Here is a 15,454-nt window from a genome sequence, read left to right as displayed (position 1 = left end):
TCAGCTCGGCTGGGATTAATTGGCCGGCTTGGCCTTGCTTGGATTGACTTGGACTGGCTTGGCTTCTTAAATTGCTCTTGGCTTGTTTAGCGTGTTTGGCCCTTGACTGGGTTTGCTGTTTGTTGGAGCCACTCTTTACACCATTATCCCGATGAATCAGAAAAATTCGTTAAGAGATTCGTTAGGAGAAAAAACAGTGCCTCGATTTATAGCTAATTCGCTCTCCCCCATTAGCCAATCGACGATAGGCTGGGGGTTCTCATCCTTCCTCCATTTACATTCATCTCATTAACTCTAATCAAACGACCTTCCTATGAATAGCTACCCTTCACTTCATAAAGAATGATTATCTGAACAAAGGGAATACCTGATTAAAATAAATACTGTACCAAAGGGATACCACACGAAAGAGGGTTACCCAATCAAGTTTGGATGCTGCCCCCAAATAGATTTCTAATCAAACTCAGAAACCTGAGCGAAAGGGATAATCGTGAAATGAGGTGCGCGCAACATACTCCCGCCATAAGGAAATTCCCGCTTGGGCTTTACGCCGGGGTGGTTTATTCTTACAATAGGCTACAGACAGGAGGGGTGGAACATGATCCATGAACCTAACGGGGTGTTTCCTGCGGTGTGTCCGCTGGATTGTCCCGATACATGCGGCTTACTGCTTCATAAAGAGAATGGGAAAATCGTCAAGGTGACGGGCAATCCCGATCACCCGATTACGCAAGGCGCGATCTGCAATAAGGTCCGCAATATGGCGGAGCGGGTCTACCATCCCGAACGAGTGCTGTATCCCCTGAAACGCGTTGGACGCAAAGGGGAAGGGAAGTTTGAACGCATCACCTGGGATGAAGCGATCCAAGAGATCGCGGATCGTTATAAGGGATTGATCCGGGAGTATGGGTCAGAGTCGATCCTGCCGTATAGTTTTTACGCCAATATGGGGATCTTGAGCGTTGATGGAATGGATCGGCGGTTCTTTAATCGTTTGGGCGCGACGCGGCTGCAACAAGGCATTTGCAATTCCGCAGGTAATGCGGGATGGAGATATACGATGGGATTCGGCGGCGGGACGAGCCCGGAAGAGACGGTCAAGGCGAAGCTGATCATCGTGTGGGGCGGCAATCTCGTCAGCACGAATATGCACCAGATTGCCCTGATCGAGAAAGCCCGCAAACAAGGCGCCCAGCTCGTCGTCATCGACGTGCACCGCAACCGGACAGGACAGCGGGCCGACTGGTTCATTCCGCTGTATCCGGGTACGGATGCAGCCCTGGCGCTCGGTATGATGCACGTGCTGTTCGAGCGCGGCCTGGTGAACGAAGCGTTCTTGGAACGCTATACGGTTGGTCACACCGAGCTGCGTGAGCACGTGAAGCAGTACACGCCGGAGCGTGTGGCGGCGATCACCGGCGTACCGGCCGAGTCGATCATTAAGCTGGCCGTTCTGTACGGCGAAACTTCGCCCGCCTACATTCATATTGGCAACGGCCTGCAGCATCACGACAATGGCGGGATGACGGTCCGCACGATTAGCTGCCTGCCGGCGTTAACCGGCCAATGGCTAGTGCCGGGCGGCGGCGCCTTCAAGTCCAACGGCGCTTACGGCAAAATGAACGCGACGGCGCTTGAGCGTCCTGATCTGCGGCCCAACCCGGGTGCGCGTACGGTCAGCATGAACCAGCTGGGCGACGTCTTGTTGACGCTGGATCCGCCGATCCGCGCTTTGTATGTTTATTGCTCCAATCCGGCGGTGGTTGCCCCGGATACAGGGAAGGTGGAGCAAGGCCTTCTCCGGGAGGACTTGTTCACCGTGGTGCATGATCTCTTTTTGACCGATACGACGAAATATGCGGATATTGTGCTGCCGGCGACGTCTTCTTTTGAGAATACAGACTTGTACGGTTCGTATTGGCATCATTATATCCAGCTTCAAGAGCCGGTGATCGCTCCTCAGGGAGAAAGCAAAAGCAACGTCGAGACGTTTAAGCTGTTGGCGGCTGCGATGGGCTTTGACGACGATGCGTTCCGCGATACGGAAGAGGATATGATCCGGCAGGCTTTGGATTTCAAGCATAATCCGTATCTGGAAGGCGTGACGCTGGAGAAACTGAAGGAGCAACGGTTCGTGAAGCTGAACATGGAACCGCAGCAAACCTGGCTCGACCATTTGCCGACTCCGTCGCGGAAGATCGAGCTGTACTCCGCCACAATGGAGCGGGCAGGCTTGCCGCCGTTGCCAACGTATGTGCCGTTGGTGGAAGGCTATGATGGAGAGCGTCGTCCCGGCAAGGACACGCCGTATCCGCTGATGTTCATCTCTCCGCCAAACCACAACTTCCTCAACTCGACGTTTGGGAATGTCGAGAAGCTGAAGGCGCTGGAGAAAGGCCCGGTGCTGCAAATTCATCCGGATGATGCCGCTGCACGCGGGATTGCCGATGGGGACGAAGTTACAGTGTGGAATGATCGCGGCAGTTATGACGTTACGGCGTCCGTCACCGACAAGATGCTGCCGGGCACAGTCGTCAGCCAAGGGCTGTGGTGGCAGCAGGAGGACGGGAAGCGCACGCGCGCCAACGCCTTAACTCCAGACCGGATAGCCGATATGGGCGGAGGCGCAGTGTTCTTCTCCACCGTGGTGGATGTCAAACGCCGCTAGAAATGTACTTGCCTGAGTCACGCTTTTAGGCGATACTAATATAATCTGGGCGTAATACAAGCAAGATTTGCCGATCCATTTGAATTAAGAGTGGGGGCCCTGGTGGCCCTCCTTTTTTTTGTATATACACAATTGTTGCAGCAAAGGGGGAATCACGATGAGATGGCTGCAGGCTTATCCGCGGGAAGTCAAGGTATTTTTGATCGCAAGCTTGATCAGTTCAGCGGGCGGTTCATTGATGTGGCCTTTGGTCACGATGTTTGTGTTTAAGGTACTGGGGCGGACTGTGACGGATGCCGGCCTGGTCATTCTCGTCATGTCTGTCGGCGGGATTGCCGGTCAGCTGCTGGGCGGAGCGCTGTACCATCGCCTAGGCGTCAAGCGCCTGATCGTGGGCGGTCTTGCTTTGACCTCCCTCTTCCTGATTCTACTGCCCTACGGAAGCGGGAACTGGCATCTGTTTATGCTGCTGATGCTGCTGGTTGGTTTCTTTAATGCCACGACGATGCCGGCCATTCAAGCGTTTATCGGTTTTCGGTTTGCCGAGCAACGCGGGGAGCTGTTTAATGTCATTTATGTAGCCAACAATATTGGTGTGGCGTTGGGGACGGCCATCAGCGGGTTTTTGGCGCAGATCTCGTATGATCTCAGTTTTATTTTGAATGGACTCACTTCGGCGGGGTTTGCCTTATTTTTTTGGTTTTATTTGAACAAAGTTCAAAAAACGCAAGGCGAGCTGCAAGTACAGAAACGCAAAAAAACGGTGGAAGGCCAAAGCGTCTGGACGCTGCTTCGCTGGTATCCCGTTTACCTGTTTATGGGCGTGGGCTCGTTTTTCCTCTGGCTGGGGAACTGTATCTGGAATAACGGCGTATCGCCGTATATCATCTCCCAAGGTATGCCGGAGTGGAATTACAGTATTCTCTGGACGCTGAACGGATTATTGATTTTTGTGGGACAACCTTTTACTTTATGGATAAAGCGGACCTTTGCCGGCTCCCCGCAAGCTCAAATGACGGCGAGTGCCATCTTCTACATGTTGGGTTACGCTACGATCTTGAGCTTCCATACGTACCCGAGTATGGTCGGAGCCATGGTGCTCACCACCTTCGGCGAAATGCTGATCTCTCCGGCAATCCCGTCGTTTATCTCGGATCGGACCGGGAAGGCGGCGCCGTTCTACCTCGGTTTGGTTGGCGGGATGGGGGCGGCTGGCCGCGTTGCTGGACCTTATGCCATGGGCATGCTGTTTGACTGGAATGGACTTACGCCGGTTGCTTGGTTGGCTGTGGGCATTGCAGCGCTGTCGGTGCTCTCCTTCTTGGTACATGCTGCTATGAACCGGGAGAGTCGTCCGCAGCTGCCGGGTCTGGCGGAGTGAGCAGGAGAAAGGATGAAGTTCATGAATCAACGTGAAATTTGGACGCGTCTATCGGAAATGCGTGATGCGGCCGCATTGATCGAAATCGACAAGATCACTTGGGATTATAACAATACGCCAGCGGAAAAAATGGAATGGGAGTCGAGGGAGCAATATTTGCAGAGCTGCCCGCCGGGAAGTCAGATCGTGGCCGGGATAGGCGAGGAAATCTGCGGTTATATCGGCTTTAGGCCGCCGACCCGGCTCCCCAGCAATCAACATGTGCTTGAGCTGAACATTGCGATTCATCCGAAGTACCAGCGGCAGGGCGTGGGGCGAGTGCTAATGGATGCCTTGCTGAAGTTCGCGGCTGAGCGGGGTGTACGCAAGCTGTCGTTGCGCGTATTGGGCAGCAACCCGGGGGCAATTGCTTTTTACAAAAGCTGCGGATTCGTGGAGCAGGGCCGTCTTGTGGAAGAATTTCTGATTAACGGAACGTATGTGGACGATATATTAATGTGGAGAAAGGTTTAGCCGATAAAGTGCTGATCCCAGCGCGGAATGCAAAGTGTCTGATAGTACTTAAGGCATTGAACTATTCTAAAGATATCGGTATATTTAGAAGAAGAAATTTCGGGGAAGAACTCGAATGGAAAGGTTGATACCCGTGGAGAATAATTTAACCCCTCCCAATTTTATTAAAAATATCATTTCGGAAGATTTGAAATCCGGCAAGGTGAAAACCGTAGTGACGCGGTTCCCGCCAGAACCGAACGGTTACCTGCATATCGGACACGCCAAAGCGATCTGGATCAACTTCGCGTTAGCGGATGAGTTCGGCGGACGGACTAACCTGCGGTTTGACGACACCAACCCGGTGAAAGAAGATGTAGAGTACGTTAACTCGATCAAGGAAGACGTGAAATGGCTGGGCTTCGAGTGGGAAGAGCTGCATTTTGCGTCCGATTATTTTGAAGAGATGTACAATCGTGCTGTGCTGCTGATCAAGAAAGGCAAAGCCTACGTGGATGATCTGAGTGCCGACCAAATTCGTGAGATGCGCGGAACGCTCACTGAGCCGGGGAAAAACAGCCCTTACCGCGACCGCTCGGTCGAGGAAAACCTTGACCTGTTCGAACGGATGCGGAAAGGTGAGTTCAAGGATGGGGAAAAGGTGTTGCGGGCGAAGATCGATATGGCCTCGCCGAACATCAACCTGCGGGACCCGGTCATTTACCGGATCGTGCATGCGACCCATCATAACACCGGCGATAAATGGTGTATTTATCCGATGTACACCTTTGCTCATCCGTTGGAGGATGCCATCGAAGGCGTAACGCATTCCTTATGCTCGACTGAGTTTGAGGATCAACGTCCGTTCTATGACTGGACGATCGCCGAAACGGAAATGCCGCACGTATCTCACCAATACGAATTTGGCCGGTTGAATTTGACGCAAACGGTAACCAGCAAGCGGAAGCTGAAAAAGCTGGTGGATGAAGGCATTGTTGACGGTTGGGACGATCCGCGGATGCCAACGATTTCCGGTCTGCGCCGCCGCGGCTATACACCGGAAGCGATCAAAGCGTTCGTCTACGAAACCGGGATTTCTAAAAACTTCGGGAACGTGGATCCGAAAATGCTGGAGCATTTTATCCGTGAGGATTTGAAATTGAAAGCTCCGCGCACGATGGCGGTGCTCGACCCGCTGAAGGTCGTGATCACCAACTATCCGGAAGGGCAAATCGAATGGCTGGATGCGGAGAACAATCCTGAAAATCCGGACATGGGCAACCGTAAAATCCCGTTCTCGCGGGAGATTTACATCGAACGTGATGACTTCATGGAGAATCCGCCGAGCAAATATTTCCGTTTGTTCCCGGGGAACGAAGTCCGTCTGAAACATGCCTACTTCGTGAAATGCAACGATGTCATTAAGGATGCGGACGGCAACGTAGTGGAAATCCACTGCACGTATGATCCGGAAACGAAGAGCGGCACCGGCTTTACCGGCCGTAAAGTGAAGGGGACCATCCACTGGGTGGAGGCGACTCAGGCGGTTCCTGCCGAGTTCCGGTTGTACGAACCGCTGATTCTGGAAGAGGAAGCGGAGAAGACGGCGGACGTGGCGTTAGAGGAACCGGTTGAAGGCCTGGTTGATGATGTGACAGTCGATGCTGCTGCAGAACCGATTGTCGAAGCTGCCGAGGAGAAATCGTTCCTTGATCTGATCAACTCGAACTCGCTGACGATTGCGCATGGTTTCGTGGAGCCAAACATGAAGGATGCGAAACCGCAAGATAAATTCCAATTCTTCCGGCACGGTTATTTCAACGTCGATACGAAATATTCGAAGCCGGGGCAACCGGTGTTTAACCGCATCGTGTCGCTGAAAAGCTCGTTCCAATTGCCGAAGGCCTAAGTAAGCTATAAGCGGCACACAGAACTTTGCGTGCAAAAAGGAGCCTTGCAGATCTCTGCAGGCTCCTTATTTTTGGTGGTTTCACACTGAGCTGCGCTCGATAAACTGAAAGCGAAGCTCCTCCGAGACGGGGTGGTCCTCGTCGCCGACGATGTGCCCGTGAACGATAGAAAACGCCCGTTCTCCGATCTCCGACAATCGATTGTCGATCGTCGTGATCCCCAGCAAGCCGGCGATCGGCTGGTTATCGAAGCCGATGACGGCGAAATCGCCCGGCACCTCGATCCCGTGAAGGCGTGCGGAGAGGATAAACCCCGCGGCGACTTGGTCACCTGTGATGAGCAAGGCGTCCGGGCGCTCGTTCATCGCGAGCAGCCGGTCCACCAGCGCCGCGCCATCCTCCCAATCGAGGTAGCCGTCCAGCACCCAATCCTCCCGGGCTTGCCCGCCCAAGGCCGCCAGGGTATCAGTGTAAGCCTTCAGACGGCTGCGGCTGCTGGGGCTGTTACGGCGGTAGATTGTAAACGCGATGCGGCGTTTCCCTTTTTCCCAGAGATAACGGATCGCGGTTTGAAAGCTGGCATAGTGATCGATATACACCGAGGAGAGGTTGCGGCCGCTCACCCGCTCGCATAACGCGATCGGACCGTAGTCGGCAAAGACTTCGATATCGCGGAGGGACAGCGCTCGTGAACAGATGATCAACCCGTCCATCTGCTTGTTGCGAAGCATCTCCAGCACCTTGCGTTCCTCGTTCGGGCGGTAGCCGGTCTGGCACAGCATCAGCTGGTAGTTGTTTTTCAACGCCTGTTTGGCGACGCCTTCCATGATCCTGGCAAAATAGTAATGGTTGATGTTCGGCAGGATCACGCCGATGGTTTGCGTCATACCTTTAATCAAATGGACGGCGTTCATGTTCCGCGAATAGTTGAGCCGGCGAATGGCTTCTTCAACCGCCTCCCGCTTGGCAGAACTGACGTAGGGGTGGCCGTTCAGTACCCGGGACACGGTTGTGACCGAGACGCCGGCGGCTTCTGCGATCTGTTTGATGTTCGGCATGGCAAACCGCTCCTTCCCTGTATGAAATCAAAAAGGATGTTGCTATGGAATGCATTTCATATTTTACAATGGAGATGCAATAAAGAAAACAATGCCCTCAACCGGCGTCACCTCGTTTGGGAGCGAGGGCGTTACGGTATCCGGCATTGTTTTCTTTCGTATTTCGTAAGATCGGCAGGCAGCGCATATAGCTGGCCGGTTGTTATGGTTCATCATGTGGATCGTCCATTGCCGGCGAATAGCCGTGATGGCGGATTTGATACCACATCGCGGCGAACCCAAGCGCACCGATGAGTGTTAAGGCGACGCCGGACCGGTACATCACCACCGGACCGAAATTTTGAAATATCCAGCCGCCCCAGAAGCCCGCAATCACGCAGGCAAGGCCGCTGGCAGCAAAGGTATAGACCGCTTGTCCCGCTGATCTCAGCGGCCGCGGCAACAGCAGAGCGATCAGCTTGGTGCCGACGTAGAAGAATCCGCCAAACGTGACGGAGTGCAGCAGTTGAATAAGCAAGATGTGCACCGGGAGTGTCGCTTCAGACATCAAATCCCAGCGAATCGCAAACAACAAGCTGACAATCGTGGTGCAAGCGAGTAAATAGGATAATTTTCGCTTGAACAAGCGGTCTAGCAATATAAATGCGAGATATTCAAAAACGGTGGATAAGAACACGGCACCGCCGACCGACAGCCGCGTTCCGCCGAGATCGATCATAAACAAAGGCATAAAGATCGTGTTGATGGCATTCGGGATGGCTACCAGCAGGCTAAAGAGGACAAACACCACCAGGTACTTGTTCTTTAGCGCCAGGCGCAGCTCCCGGCCCTTCAGCCATGGGGTTTGGGACGCTTGACGAATGGTAGGCAGCAACAAGGTTGCTCCGATCGCTAGCATCAATGTCACACTAAACAGCAGCGAGCTTCCTTCATGACCGACGGCATCGATGATCGGTCCGGCAGCCAGCGCGATGAACGTCCAACCCAGCGAACCCCAAATGCGGTAGGTTCTAAATTGGTCCGGCGTTTCTGCAAGATAGCCAAGGGTCAAGGTATTGTTCTGCGAGAGCAGCGGGCTTAAGAAAAAATAAAGCAAAATCATCGTTACGTACAACATCGAAAAGGTCGTCACCTTAAATACGAGATGACCCATGATCAGTAAGCCCAGCATCATAACTAACAGGATGGCACGTGGATTCTGCCTTTGGTCGCCCAGGGATTTCCAGAACGGGTGGGCCACCAATGAAATGAGGGGGCCGACGGCCATCAGGCTGCCGATCTCCAGCTTGTCCATCCCGATGTCCTGCAAATATAATTGAAAAAAGGCAGTGAAAATGACCAAAGTTCCGTAAATCAAAAAGTTAAGCAGACCTAGCGGCAACAACGAAAAGGACGAATATCGTCTTTTTTCCTGCAAACGAGCCATTCCTTTCTATCCGGGTCCATATGGTCACAGCGGGAAGCTTGTGACTATGATCCCAATGTAACACACAGGTGAAAGGGGATACAAACCAAGTTTTTTTGGTTTTACCATAATTTATGCATTGGGGGAAAACTGATGAACATTACCGCCATCATTTTAGCCGGCGGAAGATCCAGCCGGATGGGCAGCAACAAAGCGCTGCTTGAACTTGGCGGCTTGACGGTACTGGAACGATTGATTCGAGAGCTGGAGCCGATAGCTTCGAGAATCGTGATCGCTGGGGGAGAAAGGGCGGCCTATGAACGGTTTGGCCAAGTAGTCGTGACGGACCGTTATCCGGGGGCCGGTCCGCTGGCTGGGCTGCATGCCGGGTTGGAGAGCTCGACAACCCGCTGGAACCTCGCGGTCGCTTGTGATACGCCGTTCGCGAATCGCGGCCTGTTCCGCGCTCTGCTGGAGCGCGCAGAGGCTGCGGAGGAAGCGGCGGCCCGGGCGGTTGACCGGGCAAGCGACCTCGCGGCAGGCGCCTCGGGCGGCTTCGCACCGACCGAGGCGATTTTGGCCCGCACGCCGGAGCGGGCCCATCCGCTGCTGGCGGCCTATCGGCGCAGCGTGCTTCCAGGCTTGGAAGCGCGGTTGCGGGAAGGCCGCCTCAAGATGACGGCTTGGACCGAGACGCTGTGCACCGAATATATCGAAGGGGAGGCCCTCGCCAATGCTTCGGGCCTCCCCTTGGAGTGGTGCACGTTTAATATGAACAAGCCGGAGGACTATGAGCTGGCCCGATCTTGGTTAGAATCGGGCCGCTCAGAGGGTTAACCGCCGATCTGTGACATTCGGCGGGCGGTTGGCGTATGGCTTTGTTGCTTGCGCTCCAAAGCCAACGCCATTTCATGGTTCTTCGGCTTGGCTCCCAGCGCCTTCAGGAACAGGGAGCGGATGCCTTCATGGTTACCGGCTGCGGCATAGGGACGCACATGCAGCTCATCCGACCAATACAGGCAGGCTTTGATATGTCCATCCGCGGTCAAGCGCAGCCGGTTACAGCTGTCGCAGAAATGGTCGCTGACCGGATGGATCAGCCCAAACGTTCCGGCGGCACCCGCCACGCGGCGGCTTTCGGCAGGGCCGTTACCGCGAGGACCTTCGACGCCTTCCACTTCCCAGCCCGCTTCTCGGCATACGTCTTCTACGGCCGTCAGAGGCAGGTAAGTTTGACGCCAGGTGTCGCTGGCACTGCCGATCGGCATATATTCGATAAAACGAACATGCAGCGGTCGATCCAACGTTAATGCGATAAAATCGCGGATTTCATCCTCATTTATCCCTTTCATCAGGACCACGTTGAGTTTAATCGGCTCAAAACCGACCTCGACGGCGGCCTGAATGCCTTCCAGCACCTTCTCCACCTCGCCGCCGCGGGTAATCATCGCGAAGCGGTCCTGACGCAGTGAATCGAGACTGATGTTCACTCGGTTTAATCCCGCTTGCTTCAGCAGCTCGGCTTTTTTCGCCAGAAACATGCCGTTTGTCGTTAGTGCAATATCTTCAATGCCTGGAATGCGGGAGAGCATGGCAACAAGTTGTTCTAAATCTTTGCGCACCAGCGGTTCGCCGCCGGTTAGCCGAATTTTGCGGAGGCCCATCGGAGCAAGCGCCGAAACAGTCTCGGCAATTTCTTCGTAGCTCATGATTTCCTCGTGCGGTTGAAATACCATTCCTTCGGCGGGCATGCAATAGACGCAGCGCAAATTGCATCGATCCGTGACGGAGATGCGCAGGTAGTCATGTTTTCGCCCAAAAGGATCAAGCAACTGCTCCATGTGTACGCCTCCTTTTCTCTTTCAGGTGTTTCAAATTTAATATATATTCTTCTAGGGGTCAATGCGTTGACACACACTGTTCAAGTATATTCTGTGTCGGACAACGATACAATGGAAGTAAAGTGTAAAAAAGATCACATAAAAGCGCTTACATTTAGAGGTATAATACAGGTGAGCGATACGTGATCCCCCTTAATCATGTGTCGGTATATGCTTTCGAGATGATTTCCCGCATGGTGAAGGGAGTCATCTTTTTTTTAACTCATGGCAGGGCAAGATTAAACCAGGATGTCGTTTTGAGGGAGATGAATTTGGATGGCAATGCTGTTCAAACCTTTGGTCTATACGCGGGAGCAGGTGGAGTGGCTGGAAACTCGCGGGATGGTGTATCAATTATTAATGGACTTTCTAAGCCGTCCGCCGCGGATGTCCTTGATGGCTCAGTGGCGTCGTAAGGTCGCGCAGTACCCGAAGGCAGGGGCCAGTAAGGGAGGACGCCGGCTGATGGCCTATCTGGAGAGCATTCCTGAAGCGAAGTTTCGCAGTGTCTGCCATCAAGAAGCGAAGGAGTACGATCGTTTGTTTTCGGGGCGGGAGGCGATCATTCCGTCTTGTGAAAGCTTGTTCCGCAGTCGCCGAGAAGGTGGAGGCGCGATGGCTTGTATTGCCGAAGTCCGCCAATTATATATGGATAATGCAATTGTATTTAATATGTTAAACGGCGAGCGCGACGACCATATTGCACTAGAGCTGGAGTTTATGGCCGTGCTCGCGGAAGGTATGCTGGCGAAGGCCAACCTGCAGCAAAGCTGCCTGGCGTTAGCGGACGTGCAGATCCGCTTCCTGGAGGAGCATTTGTTAAAATGGGCGCAGCCGTTTGCCCAGGAGCTCATGCAAGCTACGGAAAGTCCGCTCTTTATCGGACTGGCTGAGATGCTGGATGAGTTTCTGGTCAAAGATTTGGCACAGCTTCGCGCTTGGCGGGAAAGTCAGCAGCCGGTGATGGAATAGATCGCCAAAGGACCTCAACCTTCGCTGGATCGGCGGGATGGGGTCCTTTTTGATGTTCTTCAGGTTTTCTGCTGCGAGGGCTAACGAGAGGACGAACGAGAGGACGAACGAGAGATCTAACGCTTGCCACACGTCTTATTGGGGCCAAAAACGGCATGTAGAAATTCTAACGCTTATGACAGTGCTTATTCACCCATGTTGTGGCCGAAAACGGTGGTTATGACCGCAATAGCGTTGCTCATCGTCGTTAGAATTTTAAATGACTCCAAATTGCTCAAATAACGTTTGTCATCAGCGTTAGAGCCGACCGTGCGATGAGATGCAGCCATTAATGGGCAAAAAAAGACGACGCAGGATAGTAATCCTTACGTCGTCTTGAGTATTGATTTAATCCAGTTCCTTGGCCGACAGATCACGGCGGCGGAACTTCATCAGAAATTCGTAGACGATTGGCACGATGACCAGCGTGAGCAGCGTCGAGCTGATCAAGCCGCCGATAACGGTGATGCCAAGGCCGCGCGAGATAATCCCTGCGCTGCGCTCCCAGCCGAAGACCAGCGGCAACAGTGCGCCGATCGTTGCTAAGGCGGTCATCAGGATCGGACGAAGCCGGGTAGCGCCCGCTTCAAGCAAGGCTTCGCGAGTGGACAAGCCTTCGCGTTCCTTGTGGATAACGCGGTCGATCAAGACAATTGCGTTGGTCACGACGATCCCGATGAGCATGAGCACGCCCATCAATGCCGAGACGTTTAAGGTCTCTCCGCCGATCAGCAGGCCTAACATGGCGCCGATTACGATAAATGGCAGGGAGAAGAGAATCGTAAATGGAGCCAAGCCTCCGCCAAAGGTAACGACGAGTACAAAATAGACGATGGCGATGGCTGCCAACATGGCCAGTCCGAGTTGGCCAAACGTATCGTTGATCTGTTCGGTCACGCCGCCGAATTTAACGGTCACGCCGTCCGGCAGATCCAGCTTGTCGATTTTCTCCTGCAAGCTGTTCGACGCCTTTTGTACGTCGGTGGAGGTGATTTTTGCGCTGACTTCAACGACCATCTTCCCGTCGATCCGCATGATGGAATCCGGGGAGGTGCCTTTTTCTACCTTCGCTACGTCCTTGATGGGGACTTGAATGCCGAGCGGCGAAGTCAACGTTGCATTTTCGATATCGGTAATGCTGTTATAGGTCTCGCTGTCGGCTTCAATATACACATTGTATTTCTTGCCTTCGATGGCGACCTCGGTCAGAACTGGACGTTCTCGAACCGGGCTTAGCTTCATCGCCAGTTGGCCTGGCGTTAAGCCGAGGGAGCTTAGCTTCTGTTGATCCGCAACCAGGGTGTACTGCTCATAGGTTTTGGACAGGCTGGTGTCGCCCTTTTCAAAGTTCTTCGTATCCTCTTGAATCAGGGAGAGGATTTGATCTGATACCGGCTTGATCTGCTCCAACTCGTCCCCAAACACATTCACGCTTAACGTGCTGCCGCCCAGACCGCCGGTCATCAGCTCGGACATATCGCTCCATTCACCCTTCGGAAGCTCGGTCCGCAGGCCTTCGATGAGCTTTTCTTTTACATCGTTAAATTGTTTGGTATCCGGATCGTAGGCGATATAGAACAAAGCCGAGTTTGAGGACCCCATCCCCAGCGGATTGTCGCCACCAACGGAGTATTGAATTCGATCGACGTTCGGCTGCTTCAGGATGTATTTCTCCACTTGCAGCATATCCTTCTCCACATCTTCCAGTCGAGCTCCTGGTTCCGGAGAGTAGGTAACCATCACATATTTATCCTCTTGTTCCGGCAGGAAGCTGACGCCGACCAGCGGGTACAGGAACAAGCTGCCGATCAGCAGGATTACTGCAAGTCCAAAGGTGATCAGCTTATGGGACAGCGACCATTCCAGAATACGGCGATAGCCGCGGGCCATGCCTTTGGGCTTCTCATCGTGATCATGTTTCTTGCTGAGACCTTTGCGGAACAGCGTATGCGCCAGCGCCGGTACGAGGGTGATAGCAACCAGCAGCGATGCCAGCAGCGAGAAGACCATCGTGAGCGCAAACGGCTGGAACAGCTCCCCGACCATCCCGCTGACAAAAGCGAGCGGCAGGAACACGGCGATCGTGACGATCGTCGAGGACATAATCGGGATGAACATCTCCCGTGTTGCTTCGATGATCAGCTTGCTGCCCTTCAGCTTCTCGCCTGTCAGGGACAAGCGCCGATAAATATTCTCGATAACGACGATGGAGTCGTCGACGACGCGGCCGATGGCAACCGTCATGGCACCCAGCGTCATCATATTCAGTGTAATATCCATCTGCTTCAACGCCAAAATGGCGATCAGCAAGGACAACGGGATCGAGATAATGGAAATGATCGTCGAGCGAATGTTACGCAGGAAGATCAGGATGATCAACACGGCAAACAAAGCGCCAAACAATGCTTTGGACAGCATCGTGTTCACCGAGTCGGTGATCGGCTGACCTTGGTCCAGCAGGACCGTAAAGTTGATATGGTCGTACTGCTTGCCCAGCTCTTTGGCGGCTTCCTTGACTTCGTTCACGACGTCAACGGTGTTGGCATCATTGGATTTAACGATTTGAATACCAATCGATTCCTCCCCGTTGGTCCGGGAGATGGATTCGGCTTTGCCCACCGTCTCGATGTCAGCGATGTCGCCAAGTTTGACCGTCGGAAGGCCGGTTGGAACAGCTCCCAGAGCGCCTCCGGCGTTAGGGCCGGCTGCCGCACTTGCACCGCCCTCAGCACCTGCACCGCCAGCAGCTCCCGCGTTGCCAGCACCGCTAGTTGCACCACTAGCCGCGCCTGCCGCTGCGCCAGCGCCACTAGCCGCATCTATACCCCCAGCAGCATTGGCGCCTGCCGCGCTGTTGCCCGCTGCGCTAGCAGAGCTTGGTACGATCGGAATCGCTAAGTTTTTCAAATCATCTACGGTGGTAATGTTGCCGTCAACAACGACCGCCTTCTCGGATTCCTCCAGACTGAACAACCCCAGCGGCACGCGAAGCGCGGAGCCTTGCACGATTCCTTTGACGGTATCTTCCGTCAGACCCAGTTCCTTCAGCTTGGCTTCGTTGAACTTCAAACTAACCTCACGGACAAACTGACCCGCGATTTGCACCGAAGCAACGCCGTCCAAATCCTCGAGTACAGGTTTAATGTCGTTCTCCGTAATTCGAGTCAAATCCTCGAGACTGCCGGATTCCTTATCCGACAAACTAAGGGAAACGACCGGCATAGAGTTTAGACTAAACCGGGTGATCTGCGGCTTCTGGGCATCCTCCGGAAGCTGCACATCGTTTAATGCCTCGCGAACCGCTGCGGTGGCATTATCCAAGTTCGTATCGTAATCAAATTCAATGATGAGCGAAGCAGCGTTCTCCATCGAAGTGGAGGTTATGGTCTTAACGCCGTCAACATTATGCAACCGCGTCTCCAGCGGCTTGGTAATCTCCTCGACTACGCCTTCCGGAGCAGCGCCCGGATAGACCGCAGTTACGCTAAGGTAGGGTACGTTAATGTTTGGAATGGTCTCCTGCTTCATCGTCAGACCGCTGTACAATCCCATGGCAGTCACGATCACGGTCAGAAGCCAGATCGCGAACTTATTACGCAGGGAAAACTGGATGATACTCTTCATATACGGGTTTCTGCTCCTCTCTTTC

At 53.7% G+C, this 15,454-nt stretch carries 10 protein-coding genes; 6 read left to right on the top strand and 4 right to left on the bottom strand.

Annotation, left to right across the window (positions count from 1 at the left end):
• The first annotated feature begins 598 nt into the window (after window positions 1–598).
• The 4 genes from M891_RS0114255 to M891_RS0114240 all read left to right on the top strand — a co-directional run bounded on the left by M891_RS0114255 (window position 599) and on the right by M891_RS0114240 (window position 6,450).
• Window positions 599–2,668 carry a molybdopterin-containing oxidoreductase family protein gene (locus M891_RS0114255; RefSeq protein WP_028539319.1) on the top strand — a complete coding sequence of 690 codons (2,070 nt, stop codon included), beginning with the start codon at window positions 599–601 and terminating at the stop codon, window positions 2,666–2,668.
• Between the two features lie 157 nt (window positions 2,669–2,825).
• A complete protein-coding gene (locus M891_RS0114250) occupies window positions 2,826–4,049 on the top strand; it encodes an MFS transporter (RefSeq protein WP_016314201.1) in 1,224 nt (407 codons plus the stop codon).
• 21 nt (window positions 4,050–4,070) lie between these two features.
• Window positions 4,071–4,562, top strand: a complete 492-nt coding sequence (locus M891_RS0114245) for a GNAT family N-acetyltransferase (RefSeq protein WP_036700586.1) — start codon at window positions 4,071–4,073, stop codon at window positions 4,560–4,562.
• Between the two features lie 115 nt (window positions 4,563–4,677).
• Entirely contained in the window at window positions 4,678–6,450 is a 1,773-nt protein-coding gene (locus tag M891_RS0114240; RefSeq protein WP_036700571.1) for a glutamine--tRNA ligase/YqeY domain fusion protein, read from the top strand.
• Between the two features lie 81 nt (window positions 6,451–6,531).
• Here the strand turns inward: M891_RS0114240 and M891_RS0114235 are convergent, their stop codons facing one another.
• Entirely contained in the window at window positions 6,532–7,509 is a 978-nt protein-coding gene (locus M891_RS0114235; RefSeq protein WP_028539316.1) for a LacI family DNA-binding transcriptional regulator, read from the bottom strand.
• 202 nt (window positions 7,510–7,711) lie between these two features.
• Window positions 7,712–8,935: an MFS transporter gene (locus tag M891_RS0114230; protein ID WP_051417023.1), complete on the bottom strand. Its 1,224-nt coding sequence runs from the start codon at window positions 8,933–8,935 to the stop codon at window positions 7,712–7,714.
• 132 nt (window positions 8,936–9,067) lie between these two features.
• On the opposite strand from M891_RS0114230, the gene mobA reads away from it, so the two are divergent.
• Window positions 9,068–9,751, top strand: a complete 684-nt coding sequence (gene mobA / locus M891_RS23970) for a molybdenum cofactor guanylyltransferase (RefSeq protein WP_051417021.1) — start codon at window positions 9,068–9,070, stop codon at window positions 9,749–9,751.
• Here the strand turns inward: mobA and moaA are convergent.
• Window positions 9,748–10,755, bottom strand: a complete 1,008-nt coding sequence (gene moaA / locus M891_RS0114220) for a GTP 3',8-cyclase MoaA (protein ID WP_028539314.1) — start codon at window positions 10,753–10,755, stop codon at window positions 9,748–9,750. The genes mobA and moaA overlap by 4 nt on opposite strands.
• Before the next feature lie 315 nt (window positions 10,756–11,070).
• Between moaA and M891_RS0114215 the strand changes: the two genes are divergently transcribed.
• Window positions 11,071–11,766, top strand: a complete 696-nt coding sequence (locus M891_RS0114215) for a TorD/DmsD family molecular chaperone (RefSeq protein ID WP_028539313.1) — start codon at window positions 11,071–11,073, stop codon at window positions 11,764–11,766.
• Between the two features lie 387 nt (window positions 11,767–12,153).
• On the opposite strand, the gene M891_RS0114210 is transcribed toward M891_RS0114215, so the two are convergent.
• A complete protein-coding gene (locus M891_RS0114210; protein WP_028539312.1) occupies window positions 12,154–15,429 on the bottom strand; it encodes an efflux RND transporter permease subunit in 3,276 nt (1,091 codons plus the stop codon).
• Window positions 15,430–15,454 lie beyond the last annotated feature (25 nt).

Origin of the sequence: Paenibacillus sp. J14 (assembly GCF_000518465.1) — a bacterium.
GTDB classification, from domain to species: Bacteria; Bacillota; Bacilli; order Paenibacillales; family Paenibacillaceae; genus Fontibacillus; species Fontibacillus barengoltzii.
This window is presented reverse-complemented; position numbering and strand designations above follow the sequence as displayed.

Coding starts and splice junctions, on each gene's coding strand:
- M891_RS0114255 (WP_028539319.1), top strand. CDS start 599: ATGATCCATGAACCTAACGGGGTGTTTCCTGCGGTGTGTCCGCTGGAT.
- M891_RS0114250 (WP_016314201.1), top strand. CDS start 2,826: ATGAGATGGCTGCAGGCTTATCCGCGGGAAGTCAAGGTATTTTTGATC.
- M891_RS0114245 (WP_036700586.1), top strand. CDS start 4,071: ATGAATCAACGTGAAATTTGGACGCGTCTATCGGAAATGCGTGATGCG.
- M891_RS0114240 (WP_036700571.1), top strand. CDS start 4,678: ATGGAAAGGTTGATACCCGTGGAGAATAATTTAACCCCTCCCAATTTT.
- M891_RS0114235 (WP_028539316.1), bottom strand. CDS start 7,509: ATGCCGAACATCAAACAGATCGCAGAAGCCGCCGGCGTCTCGGTCACA.
- M891_RS0114230 (WP_051417023.1), bottom strand. CDS start 8,935: ATGGCTCGTTTGCAGGAAAAAAGACGATATTCGTCCTTTTCGTTGTTG.
- mobA (WP_051417021.1), top strand. CDS start 9,068: ATGAACATTACCGCCATCATTTTAGCCGGCGGAAGATCCAGCCGGATG.
- moaA (WP_028539314.1), bottom strand. CDS start 10,755: ATGGAGCAGTTGCTTGATCCTTTTGGGCGAAAACATGACTACCTGCGC.
- M891_RS0114215 (WP_028539313.1), top strand. CDS start 11,071: ATGGCAATGCTGTTCAAACCTTTGGTCTATACGCGGGAGCAGGTGGAG.
- M891_RS0114210 (WP_028539312.1), bottom strand. CDS start 15,429: ATGAAGAGTATCATCCAGTTTTCCCTGCGTAATAAGTTCGCGATCTGG.